Raw genomic sequence first — 17,977 nt, 5'->3', positions numbered from 1 at the left:
TGACGCCGCGCCTACAAAAAGCCCGAACATGTGCTGGCGCGTCTCACAGATCCTCGTGGATCCCGCATTCGCGCTTGAGGCCGAAGAAGCGGGTGTCTTCCTCGCGCATGCCCGGTTCCCAGCGGCGGGTGGTGTGGAAATCGCCGATGGAGACGTAGCCCTGTTCCCACAGCGGGTGATAGGGCAGGTCGTGCTGCTGCATGTATTGCCACAGGTCGCGATCGCTCCAGTCGGCGATCGGATTGATCTTGTAGCGATCGCCGCGCTTCTGCACGAACGGGGTCTGCGCGCGGCTGTCGGACTGGCTGCGGCGCAGGCCGGTGAACCAGGTGCCGACCCTCAGTTCGTCCAAGGCGCGACGCATCGGCTCGACCTTGCGCAGATTGTTGTACTGCTCGATGCCGACCATGCCCTGTTCCCACAGGCGGCCGTGGCGCGCTTCCATCCAGGCGCGGCTGACCAGCGGGCGGTAGATCTTGAGATTGAGCTTGAGCCGCTCGGTCAGCGCGTCGGCGAAGCGGTAGGTCTCGGCGAACAGGTAGCCGGTGTCGATCAGGATCACCGGGATGTCCGGGCGCTGCCGGGTCAGCAGGTGCAGGGTGGCGGCCGATTGCGCGCCGAAGCTGGACGACAGCGCCGCTTCGGCCGGGCCGTGCTGCAGCGCCCAGGCCACGCGCTCGGGCGCGGACAGCGTCGCCAGCAGCGCATTGGCGGCATCGAGATCCAGGGCCGGCACCGGTGCGTTGGCGGAGGCGTCTTGGGAGGCGGCGGGCAGAGCGCTCATGCGTGCAGTTCCGACGGAATCAGGTGACGGTGGGTGGGATAGGCGGGCAACTCGACCACGCCGGTGCGGTGCAGGAAATCGCCGAAGCGCTCGTCCTCATGCCGCTCGTTGGCATAGCGCGCGAACAGCGGTTCCAGCGCGGCGAGGATCTCCGGCTCGGCGATGTTCTCGCGGTACAGGGTGTTGAGGCGCTGCCCGCGGTGGTCGCCGCCGAGCATCAGGTTGTAGCGGCCCGGCGCCTTGCCGACCAGGGCGATCTCGGCCAGGTAGGGCCGCGAGCAGCCGTTCGGGCAGCCGGAGAGGCGCAGCAGGATCGGCGCGTCCTGCAGGCCGTGGCGCGCCAGCAATGGCTGCAGCTGCGCGGCGAACGCCGGCAGGTAGCGCTCGGCCTCGGCCATCGCCAGGCCGCAGGTGGGCAGCGCCACGCAGGCCATGGCCGCGCGCGCCAGCGCGGTGGGTGCGCGGTTGCCGGCGTCCAGCGCATGCGCGCGCACCAGCGCGTCGATCGCCTCGCGTTGCGCCGCGGGGATGCCGGCGATCACCAGGTTCTGGTTCGAGGTCATGCGGAAGTGCGCGCCGTCGCCGGCGTCGCGCAGCTGCGTGGCGATCGCGCGCAGGCCGCTGAGGTGCTGCGCGCCGTCGGCATGGTCGGCGATGCGCCCGGCCGGCAGCGACAGGGTCAGGTGCCAGCGGCCGTCCTCGCCGGTCTGCCAGCCGGCGCGGTCGCCGTTGTGCTCGAAGGCGAAGTCGCGCGTGGGCTGCAGGCGCACGCCGGCACGGCGCTCGATCTCCGCCAGCACCGTGTCCAGGCCGTGGTCGTCGATGGTGTACTTGAAGCGCGCGCGCTTGCGCACGGTGCGGTTGCCCAGGTCGCGCTGGGTGGTCACCACCGCGGTAGCGACATCGAGCAGGTGCGCGCGGTCGATGAAGCCGACCACGTTGGCCACGCGCGGGTAGGTCTCCGCATCGCCGTGGCTGGCGCCCATGCCGCCGCCGAGACTGACGTTGTAGCCGGCCAGCGTGCCGTCGGCGTCGAGCACGCCGATGAAGCCCAGGTCGTTGGCGAACACGTCGACGTCGTTGATCGGCGGCAGCGCGAAGCCGATCTTGAACTTGCGCGGCAGGTAGGCGTTGCCGTAGATCGGCTCCTCCTCCTGGCCGCTGCCGGCGACCTGCTCCTCGTCCAGCCAGATCTCGTAGTAGGCGCGGGTATTGGGCAGCAGGTGTTCGGACACGCGCGCGGCGTCGGTGTAGAGCGTGGCGTGCGCCTGCGAGGCGAGCGGATTGGCGGCGACCTGCACGTTGCGATTGACGTCGCCGCAGGCGGCCAGGGTGTCGATCAGCGCGGCGTTGATCGCCTGCATGGTCGCCTTCAGTTCGCGCTTGATCACCCCGTGGAACTGGAACGCCTGGCGCGTGGTGACGCGCAGCGAGTGGTTGCCGTAGGTGGTGGCGATGGCGTCGAGCTTGAGCCACTGCGCCGGATCGACCACCCCGCCCGGGGTGCGCGTGCGGATCATGAACTGGTAGGCCGGCTCCAGCTTCTGCCGGCGCCGCTCCTCGCGCAGGTCGCGGTCGTCCTGCTGGTAGCTGCCGTGATACTTGATCAGGGTCTGATCGTCCTCGCGCAGCGCCCCGGTGACCGGATCGGCCAGGCTCTGTAGCAGCGACCCGCGCAAGCGCTGGCTGTGGTGCTTGATGTCTTCGACGGAGTGGGACATTGGGCAGGGAATCGAGAATAGGGAATAGGGAATTGCAAGAGCGGGTGCGTCGGATTACGGAAAGCCCGTCGAGGCCGGCTGTTGCCCATTCCCCATTCCCGTTTCCCGATTCCCCGCCTCAATAGACATCACGCGCATACCGCCCCTCCCGCTGCAGTTGGCTGAGGTAGGCGGCGGCGTCCTCGGGGCTGTGGGCGCCGTGTTCGGCGACGAGCTCCAGCAGGGTGGCGTGCACGTCCTTGCCCATGGCGATGGCGCCGCATACGTACAGGTGCGCACCGTTCTGCAGCCAGTCGTAGACCGCGCGGCCGTGTTCGCGCAGGCGCTGCTGCACGTAGACCTTGGAAGGAGCGGTGTTCCCGCGCAGCGGTTGCACGTCGCGCGAGAACGCCAGGTCCAGCCGGTGCAGTTCGCCGCTACGCAGCGCCTGTTGCCATTCGGCCTGGTAGAGGAAGTCGCGGTTGAAGTGGCGGGCGCCGAAGAACAGCCAGTTGCGGCCGCTGGCGCCGCTTTCGGCGCGCTCCTGCACGAAGCCGCGGAACGGCGCCACGCCGGTGCCGGGGCCGATCATCAGGATGTCGCGGCTGGCGTCGGCCGGCACCCGGAAGCGTTCGTTGGGTTCGATGTACACCGGCGCGCTCTCGCCTTCGGCCAGGGCGGCCAGGTAGCCGCTGGCGGCACCGCCGTGGGCATGGCCGTGCGCGTCGTAGGCCAGCACGTCGACGGTGAGGTGGGCTTCGTCGCCGACCCGCTTGCGGCTGGAGGCGATCGAGTACAGGCGCGGGACCATCGGCCGCAGCGCCTGCAGCAGCGCGGCGTGGTCCCAATCCGCCGGCCAGCGACGCAGCACGTCGATCACTTGGTGATCGGCGAGCAGCGCCGCCAGGCCGGCGGTCTGGGTGGGGTCGAGCAGCTCGGTCAGCGCGGTCGCGCCGGCGCGTTCGGCAACCGCGCTGAGCAACGGGCGCGAGGCCCGGGTCAGTTCGCGGTGGCCGCTGAGCCACTCGTGCAGGGACAGTGTCTGCCCATCGGCGGTGAGTTCGACGTGACCGTCCAGTCGCGTCGCGGTCAACACCGCCTCGACCAGTGCAGGCGGGTTGCGATGGCGCACGCCCAGGGCATCGCCGGGTTCGTAGTGCAGGCCGCTGCCGGCCAGCGACAGCTCCAGGTGGCGTACGTCCTTGTCGGCCGGGCCGTGCGCGGCGTAGCGCGGTCCCTTGAAGTCGCGGCCGCTGATCGGCTGGTTGGCCAGCACTTCGGCGGCGAACGGCTGGGTGCGGCTCCACGGCGCGGCCACAGCGCCGCGCAGCGGGGTCACCGTGGCCGACGGCGCCGCGGGCGTGTGGCGACCCAGCACGTCGCGTGCCTGCGCCAGCGCCTGCACGCGCCATGGCGCCGCTACCGTCTCGATCTCCAGGTCGGCCTCGCCCAGCGGCAGCAGGCGCTGCGCGCCGAGTTCGGCCAGGCGCGCGTCCAGGCGCCGGGCGATGCCGCAGAAATCGGCGTAGCTGGAATCGCCCAGGCCGAGCACGGCGTACTGCAGCTGCGGCAGCTTTGGCGCGCGCCGGCTCTGCAGGAACTCGACGAAGCCGATCGCATCGTCCGGCGGGTCGCCCTCGCCCTGGGTGCTGATGACCACGTACAGCAGGCGTTCGTTGCCCAGTTCGCGGGTGGGATAGACGTCGGCGCGCAGCAGGCGCACCGCCAGCCCGGCGGCTTCGGCCTCGGCGGCGACCTGTTCGGCGGCGCGGCGCGCGTTGCCGGTCTGGCTGCCGTAGACGATGCTCAACTGCGGCGCGGGCGAGGGTGACGCGGCGGCACCGGCGACCACGGCCAGCGCCGGCGTTGTCGGCCCCTGCGCCTGGGCCAGGCCGGCGGCGTAGCCGGACAGCCACCACAGGCCGGCCGCGTCCAGGCCCTCCACGGTCCGCGCCAGCAGTGCCTTGCGCTCCTCGGGCAAGGGGCTGGGCGGCAACGCGGGCGAGGCGGCGGTCATGGCCGGTCCGGGTGTTGGGAAGGGATGACCGATGTTAGGGAAGCGTTGCGCGGTGCAGAAAGGAACAGGGGTTATCGGCTCATGCCCGGGGCTTATTTCTGCCGGGCGGCCGGCGCGACGCACACTGCCGCCCCGACTGCCACGACCGCTGCTACGCTTCGGTCCGGTCTCCCACTGCCTGCCGCCGCCGTCTCGATGAGTGCGTTCCCCCTGTCCCACCTCGACCGCCTAGAGGCCGAGAGCATCCACATCCTGCGCGAGGTCGCTGCCGAGTTCCGCAACCCGGTGCTGCTTTATTCGGTGGGCAAGGACAGCTCGGTTCTGCTGCACCTGCTGCTCAAGGCGTTCGCGCCAGCGCCGCCGCCGATCCCGCTGCTGCACGTGGACACGCGCTGGAAGTTCCGCGAGATGATCGCCTTCCGCGACCGCCGCGCCGCCGAGACCGGCGTGGAGCTGCGCGTGCACATCAATCCCGACGGCGTCGCCCAGGACGTCGGCCCGTTCAGCCACGGCGCCAGCGTGCACACCGACGTGATGAAGACCCAGGCGCTCAAGCAGGCGCTGGACCTGTGGAAGTTCGATGCCGCCATCGGCGGCGCGCGCCGCGACGAGGAGAAGGCGCGCGCCAAGGAGCGCGTGTTCTCGTTCCGCAACGCGCACCACCGCTGGGACCCCAAGCAGCAGCGTCCGGAGTTGTGGAATCTGTACAACCCGCGCATCCATCCCGGCGAGAGCGTGCGCGTGTTCCCGCTGTCCAACTGGACCGAGCTGGACATCTGGCTATACATCTACCGCGAAGCGATTCCGGTGGTACCGCTGTACTTCGCCGCCGAGCGTCCGGTGGTGGAACGCGACGGCGCGCTGATCATGGTCGACGACGCACGCCTGCCGTTGCGTCCCGGCGAAACCCCGCAACTGCGCCGCGTGCGCTTCCGCACCCTCGGCTGCTACCCGTTGACCGGCGCGATCGAGTCGCAGGCCGACACCCTGGAGAAGATCATCGCCGAGATGCTGCAGGCCACCACCTCCGAACGCCAGGGCCGGATCATCGACCAGGACCCGGGCGCCTCGATGGAGCAGAAGAAGGTGGAGGGGTATTTCTGATGGGTTGGGAATCGGGAGCAGGGAATCGGGAATCGCAAGTGCAAAAGCAAGCATCGCCGCCATCTGGCGCGTCGCAGGAGACCGCTGTTTCCATTCCCCATTCCCCATTCCCTATTCCCGTAGGCGGCGACGCAGTCGCCGCCTACCTGCAGCAACACGAACACAAGCCGCTGCTGCGCTTCATCACCTGCGGCAGCGTCGACGACGGCAAGAGCACGCTGATCGGTCGCTTGCTGTACGACAGCAAGCGGCTGTTCGACGACCAACTGGCTGCGCTCGGTGTCGACAGCAAGCGCCACGGCACCCGCGGCGGAGCCATCGACTATGCGCTGCTGCTGGATGGCCTGGCCGCCGAGCGCGAGCAGGGCATCACCATCGACGTTGCCTACCGCTATTTCGATACCGACCGGCGCAAGTTCATCGTCGCCGACTGCCCCGGGCATGCGCAGTACACCCGCAACATGGCCACCGGCGCCTCCACCGCCGATGTGGCGGTGGTGCTGGTCGATGCGTCCAAGGGCGTGCTGACCCAGACCCGCCGGCACAGCTACATCGTCGCGCTGCTGGGCATCCGTCACGTGGTGCTGGCGGTCAACAAGATGGACCTGGTCGAGTTCGCGCAGGCGACGTTCGACGCGATCGCCGCCGAGTACCGCGCGCTCGCCACGCAGTTGGGCATCGCCGACGTGCAGTGCATTCCGCTGTCGGCGCTGGAGGGCGACAACCTGTCGCAGCGTTCGGCGCGCATGCCCTGGTATGCCGGCCCGGCACTGCTCGAACATCTGGAAGGCGTGCAACTGGACGCGCGCGGCGGCGACGGCGGCCTGCGCCTGCCGGTGCAGTGGGTCAACCGGCCGCACGCGCAGTTCCGCGGCTTCGCGGGCACCGTGGCGGCCGGCGCGGTGCAGCCTGGCGATGCGGTGGTGGTGTTGCCGTCGGCGCGGCGCGCGCAGGTCGCGCAGGTGCTGATCGGCGCCGAGCCGGTTCCGCGCGCGGTCGCCGGGCAGGCAGTGACCCTGACCCTGACCGAGGAGATCGACGTCAGCCGTGGCGATGTGATCGCCGCTGCCGGCGATCCGCCGGAGGTGGCCGACCAGTTCGCCGCGCACGTGCTGTGGATGGACGATGCCGCGCTGCTGCCCGGTCGCCCGTACTGGCTGAAGATCGGTGCGCGCACCGTGGCCGCCAGCGTCACCGAGATCAAGCACCGCATCGACGTCAACACGCAGGAGCGGCTGGCGGCCAAGCGCCTGGAACTCAACGAGGTCGGTTACTGCAACCTGGCGCTGGACCAGCCGATCGCCTTCGCCCCGTACGCTCAGGACCGCGCGCTCGGCGGCTTCATCCTGATCGACCGCCACAGCAACGCCACCGTCGCCGCCGGGACCCTGGATTTCGCGCTGCGCCGCGCCGGCAACGTGCATTGGCAGCACCTGGACGTGGACAAGGCCGCGCGCGCGCGGATCAAGGGACAGACACCGAAGGTGCTGTGGTTCACCGGCCTGTCCGGCGCCGGCAAGTCGACCATCGCCAACCTGGTCGACAAGCGCCTGCACGCACTGGGCTACCACACCTTCATTCTCGATGGCGACAACGTGCGCCATGGCCTGAACCGCGATCTGGGCTTCACCGACGAGGATCGCGTGGAAAACATCCGCCGCGTCGCCGAGGTGGCCAGGCTGATGACCGACGCCGGCCTGATCGTGCTGGTCAGCTTCATCTCGCCGTTCCGCGCCGAGCGGCAACTGGCGCGCGAGCGCTTCGGCGAGGGCGAGTTCCTCGAAGTGTTCGTCGACGTGCCGCTGCCGGTGGCCGAGGCGCGCGACGTCAAGGGCCTGTACGCCAAGGCGCGCGCCGGCCTGATTCCCAACTTCACCGGCATCGACTCCCCGTACGAGGCGCCGGAGCGGCCGGAACTGCACCTGCACGCCGATGGCGACAACGTCGAAGCGCTGGCCGCGCAGGTGCTGGCGGCGCTGGGGTTGCAGGACTGAGGCGGGGGCGGGGCGTTGCGAGGGTCGATCGCCTTCCCGATGCCGCCGCACTGTAGGAGCCAACTGTCATGCAGTCGCGCCGAAGAGCGCCCGCCAGGCACCCGACCTCGAGGCGTCGGGACTGAAGTCCCTCCCACAGTGCACCCAGCCAACGTGTCGCAAGTCTCGGCGTGAGCTGTTCCGTCACACGCGAATAGTGCTCGCTGTTGCGGAAATCAGCGTTGTTGTGTGTCCATCAGGATCAGCAGGCAATAAGCGCCACCACGCGCAGCGCATTTGTTGGCGGACACGGCAATGACTCAGGCGTGCGCAGCAGTCGCAGTTGCTTCGGTCTTTGCTGTTGGCCTTTGTTGTTGATGTTGCTCTGGTTTTTGATTGACCGGATTCCCTTCCGCAGTGGCGGCCATCGCAGGGGAAAACCCCGCAGGGGTGGCGCACATGGACGTGCCCCGTTCGCGGCAGGGGCGGGATGCCTCTTCCGCGAATCCCCGGGATGGACGCGGACCCGGAGCGCGTCAGCGCGGAGGGCGCAAGGCAGGGTGTGCTTTACCACAGCCGAAGGCTGATCAAAGTGACTCGCCGCAAGGCGAAAGCCCTGGCTGTTGCTTGAGATGTAGGGGCCGGACGTGAAGAGCCTCCACAATGCCCGCGGCCTAAATCACGGGTGGTCATCACGTGACAGCCGCGGCCGCGCATGCTTAAGTCGTCGCCCTCCTCATCGGCGAAGGCCCGTCCATGCCAGCTCTGTCCCGTCGCATGCTGTTCTCCGTCCTCGCGCTGTGCTGCGGCGCGGCCTGCGCGCAGGCGCCCGACGCGGTGCCGAGCGGGCGCCTGCCGAATTGGGCGGTGCCGGAGCACTATGCGCTGGACTTGAAGATCGATCCGGAGCGCACCGACTTCGACGGCACCGCCACCGTCCGCGTGCGCCTGGAGCGCGCCTCCGATCATCTGTGGCTGCACGGCAAGGAGCTACGGGTGAGCAAGGCCACGCTGCGCACCGCCGATGGTGCGTCGTTCCCGGTGCGCTACACCCAGGCCGACGCGCAGGCCGGCGTGGCCCGCATCGCCTTCGGGCGCACGCTGCAGCCGCAGGAACTGATCCTGACCATCGTCTACAGCGCGCCGTTCAACCAGCAGTTGCAGGGCCTCTACCAGGTCAAGGCGCAGGGGCATGCCTATGCCTTGACGCAGATGGAGCCGATCAGCGCGCGCTACGCTTTCCCCGGCTTCGACGAGCCGGCGCTGAAGACGCCGTTCGCGCTGCGCCTGACCGTGCCCGAGGGCGAGCAGGCGCTGGCCAATACCCGCGCCGAGTCCACCGAGCCGGCGGGCAAGGGCTGGAAGACCGTGCGCTTCGCCGAGACCGTGCCGCTGCCGACCTACCTGGTGGCTTACGCGGTGGGGCCGTGGGACGTGGTCGACGGGCCGGCATTGCCGGCCACGCCGCAGCGCCCGCAGTCCACCCCCTTGCGCGGCGTCGCTGCACAAGGACAGGGCCCGCGCATCCGGCGCGCGCTGCAGCAGACGCCGGAGATCATCACCGCGCTTGAGGACTACTACGACTTCGGCTATCCGTTCGACAAGCTGGACCTGGTGGCCGCGCCGGATTTCTCCGCCGGCGCGATGGAGAACCCCGGCTTCGTCACCTTCCGCGACTGGCTATTGCTGCTGGACGACCATTCGCCGCGGCACAACGTCGAGGGCTCGTTCAACGTCACCGCGCACGAGCTGGCGCACCAATGGACCGGCGACACGGTGACCATGGCCTGGTGGGACGACCTGTGGCTCAACGAGGCCTTCGCCACCTGGATGCAGCAGAAGATCACCATGCGCCTGCGGCCGCAGTACCGCGCCGACCTGGACCGCATCAGTGCCGCGCATGACGCGATGAACAACGACAGCCTGGTCAGCGCGCGCAAGATCCGCCAGCCGATCACCGGCAACGGCGACATCGAGACCGCCTTCGACAGCATCACCTACCGCAAGGGCGCCGCGGTGCTGGGCATGTTCGAGCAGTTCGTCGGCGAGGATACCTTCCGCAGCGGCATGCGCAGCTACATTCGCGCGCACCGCTTCGGCAACGCCACTGCCGACGACCTGGTCGATGCCATCGCCGCCGCGGCCGGCAAGGATGAGGAGTTCAAGGCCGCGTTCCGCAGCTTCCTCGACCAGCCCGGCGTGCCCTATCTGCAAGCGCAGCTGCAGCCCGAGGCGGGCGGCGCGGTGCTGCAACTGCACCAGCAGCGCTTCCTGCCGCTGGGCTCGCGCGGCAACGCCGCACAGACCTGGGGCGTGCCGGTGTGCGTCAAGTACGGCACGCGCCAGGGCGTGCGCCGCGCCTGCCAGATGCTGTCTTCCGGCGACGGCCGCCTCGCGCTCGCTGGTGCCGATGCCGACAGCTGGGTGATGCCGAATGCCGGCGGCACCGGCTACTACCGCTTCGCCCTGCCCAAGCCGCAGCTGGCCGCGCTCGGTCGCCATCTCGATGCGCTCGACGATGCCGAGAAGCTGGCCTATGCCGATGCCATCGACAGCGCGTTCCGCACCGGCGAGGCCGATACCGCGGACGTGATCGCGGCGATGCAGCAACTGGCGCCGGCCAAGGCTACGGCGGTGGCCACCGCGATGAACGACCGCATCGCCTGGATCTGGCGGGTGCTGGCGCGTGACGAGGCGCAGCGCGCCATGCTGCGCCAGGCCACCGACGCCGCGTTCGGCGCACGCCTGCGGGCGCTGGGCGATCGGCGCCGCGCCGGCGACAGCGATGACGACGTGGCGCTGCGCTCCACCCTGGCCGAACTGCTCGGGGTGACCATGGGCGTGCCGGCGGTGCGGCAGGCGCTGCTGGCCCAGGGCGATGCGGTGCTGGCCGGCAAGGGCGGTGCGCTGGATTTCGCCGCCGCCAACCCGGATCTGCTTGGCGCAGCGCTGACGGTGGCGGTGCAGGCGCGTGGCGCGCCCGCGGTGGACGCATTGATCGCCGCCCTGCGCGGTCACGGCGAACCGGCCCAGCGCAATGCGATGATCGAAGCGCTCGGCGCCGTGCAGGATCCGAAGCAGTTGCAGAAGGTGCGCGATTTCGCCCTGACCGATGCGATCAAGGTCGGCGAGATGAACAGCCTGCTGATGGGCGCGCATGCCGAGCCGGCCACGCACGCCTCGATGTGGCCCTGGTACACCGCGCACTTCGATCGCATCGTGGCGCGCTCCGGTTCCTTCGACGGCGGTCGCTTGCCGGCGCTGGCGGCCAGCGGTGGCTGCGATGCCGCCGAAGCGGACCGGCTGGAGGCGTTCTTCACGCCGCGCCTGAAGGCACTCAGCGGCGCTGACCGCGGCCTTGCGCAGACCGCCGAGACGATTCGCCTGTGCAGTGCGCTGCAGGCGCGACAGCGCGCCGCTTTTTCGCCGCACTGATTGCAGTTGCCAGGTTCCTGCGCCGCCCGCATGCTATGCGGCGCGCACTCGCGTGGCAGGCGCAGGGATGGCGGATTGGGTGGCGGACGACGCTGCCGGGCAACGTTCAGGGGGGAACGCATGGATCCGAAGCTGCATGACGTGTTGGCCAGAACCAATGTGGCCGAACTGGTCCAACCGGCGTGCGCCGAACAGGTGACGCATCAGCCGGTGCAGCCGGAGCCAGCGCCGCCGCCGCCGCCCAGATACGCCACCTCCGATCCGTTCCAGTACCACCTGGCCAGCACAGAGGTCGTCGGCAAATTAGCCGAGGGGCGTACGTCGCCGGCGCTGCGCTTTTTCGGCTGGTTGGTGTTCGGGCTGCCAATGGCCTCGTTCGGATTGATGATGCTGCACGCGATCTGGTATGACGCGTCGGCGCATTCCCTGTATGTGCCGCACACCCTGGGGCAGGCGGTGCGCATGCTGCTTGGGACTGCATCGGCGCTTGCCTTCGTGGTGGCCTATCCGTACTTCACCCGGCGTCGTACCGGCAAGACTGATTGAGCGGCCCAAGCCGCGCCACGCGTGCGCTGCGTCTCATCGCGCAGCGCATGCGTTGGCCGGCAAGGGTCGTCGGTCATGGTCGCGACGTGTCAACGCCCGTCACGCCAGGCCGTTAGACTGGGTCGAACTCCACGCGTCCGGGATCTCCATGCCGCACCGACCACGCGCCGGCGTCCGCCTGGTGTGCCTCCTGTTGTCCTCGCTCGCGCTCGCCGGTTGCGGCAAGGCCCCGGCGCCGGCCGCAGCCAGTGCCGCGATTCCGGTGACGCTGCAGACGGTGCAGCCCCGTGAGTGGAACGACAGCCTGGCCGCGCTGGGCACGGTCAAGGCCCGCGAGTCGGTGACGCTGACCGCCAAGGTCAGCGAGATCGTCGAGCGCGTGCATTTCGAGAGTGGCCAGGAAGTGGCGGCCGGCGCGCCGCTGGTGACGCTGCGCGGGCAGGGCCAGCAGGCGGCGTTGCGCGAGGCGGAGGCCACCTACACCGAGGCCGAGCAACTGTATCGGCGGCAGAGCGAACTGGTCGGGCGGCAACTGGTGTCGCGCGCGCAACTGGACACGCAACGCGCGCTGCGCGATGCCGCGCAGGCGCGGGTGCTGCAGATGCGCGCGGAGATCGGCGACCGCAGCGTGCGCGCGCCGTTCGCCGGCGTGCTCGGCCTGCGCCAGGTCAGCCCCGGCGCGCTGCTGACGCCCGACGCGACCATCGCCACGCTCGACGACGTGGCCCAGGTCTACGTGGATTTCCAGGTGCCGGAGGCGGCGCTGTCCACGGTGAAGCCTGGCGACGTGGTCGGCGGCCGCAGTGTGGCCTACCCGGGGCGCGCGTTCGAAGGCAATGTCGCCACGGTGGATGCGCGCGTGGACAGCGCCACCCGCGCGGTCACCGTGCGCGCGGCTTTCGACAATGCCGACCGCGCGCTGCGCCCGGGCATGCTGATGGACGTGCGCCTGTATCGGCCCGCCCGGCAGGCGCTGGTGATCCCGGAGATCGCGGTGGTGCAGGTGGGGCGCGACGCTTTCGTCTATCGCGTCGGCGTCGACGCCACCGTGGCGCGCACCGACGTGCGCACCGGCGCGCGCCGCGACGGCCTGGTCGAGATCGTCGACGGCCTGCAGCCCGGCCAGCGCATCGTGGTCGAGGGCACCGGTAAGCTGCGTCCGGGCGTGGCCGTGGTCGATGCCGCCGCCGGCATGAACGGCGGCGGCGCGCGCAGCGGCAGCGCCGCGGCGGACCTGGCGCGATGAAGCTGTCCGACGTCTCCATCACCCGGCCGGTGTTCGCCGCGGTGATGAGCCTGTTGCTGGTGGTGCTGGGGGTGATGGCGTACAGCCGGCTGACCCTGCGCGAGTTGCCGGCGATCGATCCGCCGATCGTGTCGGTGGAGGTGCGTTACCCCGGCGCCTCGGCGGCGGTGGTGGAGAGCCGCATCACCCAGGTGCTGGAGGACGCGCTGGCCGGCATCGAAGGCATCGAGACGATCCAGGCGCGCAGTTCCAACGGCGTGGCCGACATCAGCATCGAGTTCCGCGCCACCCGCGACATCGAGGCCGCCGCCAACGACGTGCGCGACGCGGTCAGCCGCGTGCTCGACCGCCTGCCCGACGAGGCCGACGCGCCGGAGATCGCCAAGGTCGAGGCCGATGCCGACGCCATCCTGTGGCTCAACATGAGCTCCAGCACGATGGATGCGCTGCAGCTGTCCGACTACGCCGAACGCTACGTGGTGGATCGCCTGTCCAGCATCGACGGCGTGGCCCAGGTGCGCCTGGGCGGGCGCCAGCGCTATGCGATGCGGATCTGGCTGGACCGCGACCAGTTGGCCGCGCGCGACCTCACCGTGGCCGACGTGGAGAACGCGTTGGCTCGCGAGAACGTCGAACTGCCGGCCGGCCGCCTGGAGTCGGCCGACCGCGACTTCACCCTGCGCGTGGAGCGCAGCTACCGCGCGCCGGCGGATTTCGCCACGATCCCGCTCGGCAAGGGCCGCGACGGCTACGTGGTGCGGCTGGGCGACGTGGCCAAGGTGGAACTGGCCTCGGCCGAGCGCCGCGCCTACTTCCGCAGCAACGGCGTGCCCAACGTCGGCCTGGGCATCGTCAAGACCTCCACCGCCAACAGCCTGGATGTGGCCCGCGCCGCGCGCGCGGCCGCGCAGCAGATCCAGCAGACCCTGCCCAAGGGCACGCAGATCTTCGTCGCCTTCGATTCCACCGTGTTCATCGATGCCTCGGTGGAACGCGTCTACCACACCCTGATCGAGGCGGTGTTGCTGGTGCTGGTGGTGATCTGGCTGTTCCTGGGCAGCGTGCGCGCGGCGCTGATCCCGGCGGTGACGGTGCCGGTGTGCCTGGTGGCCGCGTTCATCGCGCTGTATGCGTTCGGCTTCTCGATCAACCTGCTGACCCTGCTCGCCCTGGTGCTGTGCATCGGCCTGGTGGTGGACGATGCGATCGTGGTGGTGGAGAACATCCAGCGTCGCGTCGACCTGGGCGAACCGGCGCTGGTGGCGGCGCGGCGCGGCACCGCGCAGGTCGCCTTCGCGGTGATCGCCACCACCGCGGTGCTGGTGGCGGTGTTCCTGCCGGTCGGTTTCCTCGAAGGCAACACCGGGCGCCTGTTCCGCGAATTGGCGGTGGCGCTGGCCGCGGCGGTGGCGATTTCCGCCTTCGTCGCGCTGACCCTGACCCCGATGATGTCGTCCAAGCTGCTCAAGGCGCACGCGCGCGAGCAGCCCAACCGCGTGCATGGCTGGGTCGAGGCGCGGCTGCAGGGGCTGAGCGCGCGCTACCGGCGCGTGCTCGAGCGCCACGTCGGCCGCGCCTGGGTGTTCGGCGCGCTGCTGCTGGCGGCGCTGGCGGCCAGCGCGCTGCTGGCGCGGGTGATTCCCTCGGAGCTGGCGCCGGCCGAGGACCGCGGCTCGTTCCAGGTGATGATCGATGCGCCGGAAGGCGCCGGCTTCGACTACACGGTGGGGCAGATGCACCAGGTCGAGACCATCCTCGACCGCCACCGCGGCGACGGCCAGCCGATCGCACGCGCCAATCCGCGCGTGCCCGGCAGTTTCGGCGCCAGCGAGGAGATGCACACCGGTCGGGTCAGCGTGTTCCTGCGCGACTGGAGCGAGCGCGACGTGGCCACCGCCGACGTCGCCGCGACGCTGCAGGAGGAACTGCGCGCCTTGCCCGGCGTGCGTGCGCGCACCCAGGTCGGCGGCGGCCTGGTCAACAGCCGCGGGCAACCGTTCCAGATCGTGCTCGGCGGCCCCGACTACGCCGAGATCGCGCAGTGGCGCGACCGCCTGCTCGCGCGCATCGCCGACAACCCCGGGCTGGTCGGGGCGGACTCGGACTACAAGGAAACCCGGCCGCAGATGCGCGTGGAGATCGACCGTCAGCGGGCAGCCGACCTCGGCGTGCCGGTGACCGAGATCGGCCGCGCGCTGGAGACGCTGATGGGCGCGCGCCAGGTCACCACCTTCGTCGACAACGGCGAGGAGTACGACGTGATGCTGCAGGCCAGTCGCGACGGCCGCGCCGATCCGGCCGACCTGGCGGCGATCCGGGTACGCGCCGACAGCGGCCAGCTGATCCCGCTGTCCAACCTGGTGACCCTGCGCGAAGTCGCCGAGCCGGGCAACCTGCACCGCTTCAATCGCCTGCGTGCCATCACCATCAACGCCGGCCTGGCCCCGGGCTATCCGCTCGGCGAGGCGATCGCCTGGGCGCAGCAGGTGGCGCGCGAGGAACTGCCCGATTACGCGCAGCTCGACTGGAAGGGCGAATCGCGCGAGTACCAGAAGGCCGGCGGCGCGGTGCTGCTGACCTTCGCCCTGGCCTTGCTGATCGTGTACCTGGTGCTGGCGGCGCAGTTCGAGAGCTTCATCCACCCGCTGGTGATCATGCTGACCGTACCGCTGGGCGTGCTCGGCGCGCTGATCGGCCTGGCGATCAGCGGCGGTACGCTCAACCTGTTCAGTCAGATCGGCATCGTGATGCTGGTCGGGCTGGCGGCCAAGAACGGCATCCTGATCGTGGAGTTCGCCAACCAGTTGCGCGATGCCGGGCGCAGCGTGCGCGACGCGATTGTAGAGGCCTCGGCGGTGCGCCTGCGGCCGATCCTGATGACCTCGCTGGCCACCGTGGTCGGCGCGATCCCGCTGGTGGTCGCCGGCGGCCCCGGATCGGCCAGCCGCGCCACCATCGGTATCGTGGTGATCTTCGGCGTATCGGTGTCCACGCTGCTGTCGCTGTTCGTGGTGCCGGCGTTCTATGCCCTGCTGGCGCCGTACACGCGCTCGCCGGACGCGGTGCAGCAGCGCCTGCAGCAACTGGAAGTGCAGACGCCGTCGGTCGGCGGCCACGCCTGAGCCGGGCCGCTCAGGCAGCCGCGCTCAGGCCGGATCGACGCGCGACGGCGCCAGCGGCTGCGGCGCGCAGCGCGGCTGCTGCAGCAGGTGTACGAACTGCGCGGCGATCACCGCGCCACCGAAATGGCGCTGCACGAAGTCGCGCCCGGCCTGGCCCATGCGCTGGCGCCGTTCGCCGTCGCACAGGCGCAGGATCGCATCGCGCCAGCCGTCCACGTCGCCGGGCGTGAGCAGTTCGCCGCTGACCCCGGGGTCCAGCGTCTCCGCGGTGCCGCCGACGTGGCTGGCCAGCACCGGCACGCCGCTGGCCTGCGCCTCCACCGAGACCCGGCCGAAGGTTTCCGGCGCCAGCGACGGGAACGCCAGCATCGACATCGCGTTGTAGTAGGGCGTGGTGTCGTTGACCCAGCCGACGAAACGGTGGCGCTGGCCGTGCGGCTGGGCCGCGGCCTGCGCCTGCAACTGCGCCGCGTCCGGGCCGTCGCCCAGCCACAGGCAGTGCAGCCGCGGCTCCTCCGCCATCGCCGCCCCAGCGGCTTCCAGCAGCGGGAAGATGCCCTTGCCGGCATGCATGCGCCCGCTGTAGCCAAGCACGATCGCATCCTCGGGCAGGCCCTGGGCGGCGCGGATGGCGCGGCCGCGCTCCGGATCCGGGCGCAGCCGTTCCATGGTCACCGGGTTGTACAGCACCTGCACCAGCGCCTCCGGCACGCCGCGCTCCAGGTAGGCCTGGCGCGCGTAGTGCGACACCGCGAAGAAGCGCGCCGCCAGGCGCGGGATCGCATAGCCGGACAGCGCACTCATCGCCGGCGTGCGGTGGCGGAACAGCGTGACCGGGATGCCCAGCACGCGTCCGGCCAGCAGCAGCGGCCAGTATTCCTTGCCGAAGTTGCCCACCAGCCAGTCCGGCCGGCTGCGCCGCGCCACGCGCAGCAGCGGCCGGTAGCCGTCCGGGTCCAGCACGTTGCGGAAGTGCCCGACGTGCACGGTGATGCCGCTGCGGCGCAATTCGTCGGCGATCAGGCCGCCCTCGCAGGCGATGACCTCGACCTGATGACCGACGCCGGCCAGCGCCTGCGCCAGCGCCACGAAATGGGTGGCCGCGCCGGTGTTTTCGGGATTGGTGCCGACGAACAGGAATTTCATCCGCGCCGGTCCTCGTAGGCGGTGAAGGCGCGCAGCGCGAACTGCGGCAGCAGGTGATGACGCGCGACCTGGATGCGCGGATAGCGCATCGGGTCCGAGCCGGCCGGGGCGCGGCCGCGGCGGGTGCTGGTGGCGGCGGTGTAGCCGGCCTCGCGCACCACGTCGGCGACGCGGTCGTCGACGTCGCCGTAGGGATAGCAGAACTGCGGCACCGCCTCGCCGAGCAGGTCCTCCAGTTCGCGCTTGCAGCCGCCGATCTCCTCGCGCAGCGCCGCATCGCTGCAGCCGGTCAGGTGCGGGTGCGAGCGGGTATGCGCGCCGATCTCCATGCCGCCGGCGCGCCACTGGCGCAGCTCGGCGAGGTTCATCAGCGGCTTCTCGATGCCCAGCTTCTGCGCATCCCACACGTTGTGGCGGCCGATGCAGCCGCTGACCATGTACACCGTGGCGGTGAAACCCAGCCGCTGCAGCACCGGCAGCGCCGCGTGCAGGTTGTCCAGATAGCCGTCGTCCAGGGTGACCACCGCGACCTTGCCCTGGCGCTCGCCACGCAGATAGGGCATGGCGTCGGACATGGACACGCCGCGGTAGCCCAGCCGCTGCAGCAGGCGCATCTGCCGGGCGAAGCGGCCCGGGCTGACGTACAGGCTGCGGTACACCTGCAGGTGCCGCGGCGCCTCGGCCACGTTGTGGTACATGAAGATCGGAATGCGGGCCGTGGCGGCGGTGTCGGAAGGCATCGGGGAACGGCTCTTTGGACGGAAGGGCGAGGTGCGGCGCGGGAGTCTACCGGGCCTGGCTTTCGCTGGTCTGTCGGGTAAAACCCTCAGCCGTAGACGATCGCGCCGCCGTGCAGGCCGCGGCCGGCAGCTATGCTGCGCTTCCCTTGCCGCAGGAGCCGCCG

The 17,977-nt window shown here is 70.4% G+C and carries 11 protein-coding genes; 6 read left to right on the top strand and 5 right to left on the bottom strand.

The window, feature by feature from the left end:
* Positions 1-43 precede the first annotated feature (43 nt).
* From SLW52_RS15105 to SLW52_RS15095, 3 genes are all read right to left on the bottom strand, one after another.
* Positions 44-784, bottom strand: coding sequence for a phosphoadenylyl-sulfate reductase (locus SLW52_RS15105; RefSeq protein WP_152236174.1), 741 nt, complete (start codon positions 782-784; stop codon positions 44-46).
* Positions 781-2,505 (bottom strand): assimilatory sulfite reductase (NADPH) hemoprotein subunit, encoded by a 1,725-nt coding sequence (cysI, locus tag SLW52_RS15100; protein WP_320740563.1) that lies wholly within the window; start codon positions 2,503-2,505, stop codon positions 781-783. Before cysI ends, SLW52_RS15105 begins: the two co-directional genes overlap by 4 nt.
* A gap of 118 nt (positions 2,506-2,623) precedes the next feature.
* Positions 2,624-4,501, bottom strand: coding sequence for an assimilatory sulfite reductase (NADPH) flavoprotein subunit (locus tag SLW52_RS15095; protein WP_320740564.1), 1,878 nt, complete (start codon positions 4,499-4,501; stop codon positions 2,624-2,626).
* 195 nt (positions 4,502-4,696) lie between these two features.
* Between SLW52_RS15095 and cysD the strand changes: the two genes are divergently transcribed.
* The 6 genes from cysD (at position 4,697) to SLW52_RS15065 (ending at position 15,927) form a co-directional block, all read left to right on the top strand.
* Positions 4,697-5,605, top strand: coding sequence for a sulfate adenylyltransferase subunit CysD (gene cysD / locus SLW52_RS15090; RefSeq protein ID WP_017910600.1), 909 nt, complete (start codon positions 4,697-4,699; stop codon positions 5,603-5,605).
* Positions 5,605-7,599, top strand: coding sequence for a sulfate adenylyltransferase subunit CysN (gene cysN / locus SLW52_RS15085; RefSeq protein ID WP_320740565.1), 1,995 nt, complete (start codon positions 5,605-5,607; stop codon positions 7,597-7,599). Before cysD ends, cysN begins: the two co-directional genes overlap by 1 nt.
* Positions 7,600-8,334: 735 nt before the next feature.
* Positions 8,335-11,013 carry a M1 family metallopeptidase gene (locus SLW52_RS15080; RefSeq protein WP_320740566.1) on the top strand — a complete coding sequence of 893 codons (2,679 nt, stop codon included), beginning with the start codon at positions 8,335-8,337 and terminating at the stop codon, positions 11,011-11,013.
* Positions 11,014-11,133: 120 nt separating this feature from the next.
* Entirely contained in the window at positions 11,134-11,559 is a 426-nt protein-coding gene (locus tag SLW52_RS15075; protein ID WP_320740567.1) for a hypothetical protein, read from the top strand.
* Between the two features lie 148 nt (positions 11,560-11,707).
* Positions 11,708-12,805 (top strand): efflux RND transporter periplasmic adaptor subunit, encoded by a 1,098-nt coding sequence (locus SLW52_RS15070; RefSeq protein WP_267122118.1) that lies wholly within the window; start codon positions 11,708-11,710, stop codon positions 12,803-12,805.
* Positions 12,802-15,927 carry an efflux RND transporter permease subunit gene (locus tag SLW52_RS15065; protein WP_320740568.1) on the top strand — a complete coding sequence of 1,042 codons (3,126 nt, stop codon included), beginning with the start codon at positions 12,802-12,804 and terminating at the stop codon, positions 15,925-15,927. The genes SLW52_RS15070 and SLW52_RS15065 overlap by 4 nt, the downstream gene beginning before the upstream one ends.
* A gap of 24 nt (positions 15,928-15,951) precedes the next feature.
* Here SLW52_RS15065 and SLW52_RS15060 read toward each other — a convergent pair whose 3' ends face one another.
* Both SLW52_RS15060 and SLW52_RS15055 read right to left on the bottom strand, forming a co-directional pair.
* A complete protein-coding gene (locus SLW52_RS15060; RefSeq protein ID WP_148828493.1) occupies positions 15,952-17,073 on the bottom strand; it encodes a glycosyltransferase family 4 protein in 1,122 nt (373 codons plus the stop codon).
* Positions 17,070-17,813 (bottom strand): polysaccharide deacetylase family protein, encoded by a 744-nt coding sequence (locus SLW52_RS15055; protein ID WP_010341794.1) that lies wholly within the window; start codon positions 17,811-17,813, stop codon positions 17,070-17,072. Before SLW52_RS15055 ends, SLW52_RS15060 begins: the two co-directional genes overlap by 4 nt.
* Positions 17,814-17,977: the final 164 nt, after the last annotated feature.

This window comes from Xanthomonas sp. LF02-5, from assembly GCF_034105325.1.
GTDB classification, from domain to species: Bacteria; Pseudomonadota; Gammaproteobacteria; order Xanthomonadales; family Xanthomonadaceae; genus Xanthomonas_A; species Xanthomonas_A sontii.
The sequence above is the reverse complement of the archived record's forward strand: the minus strand, read 5'-3'. Positions and strand labels throughout refer to the sequence as shown.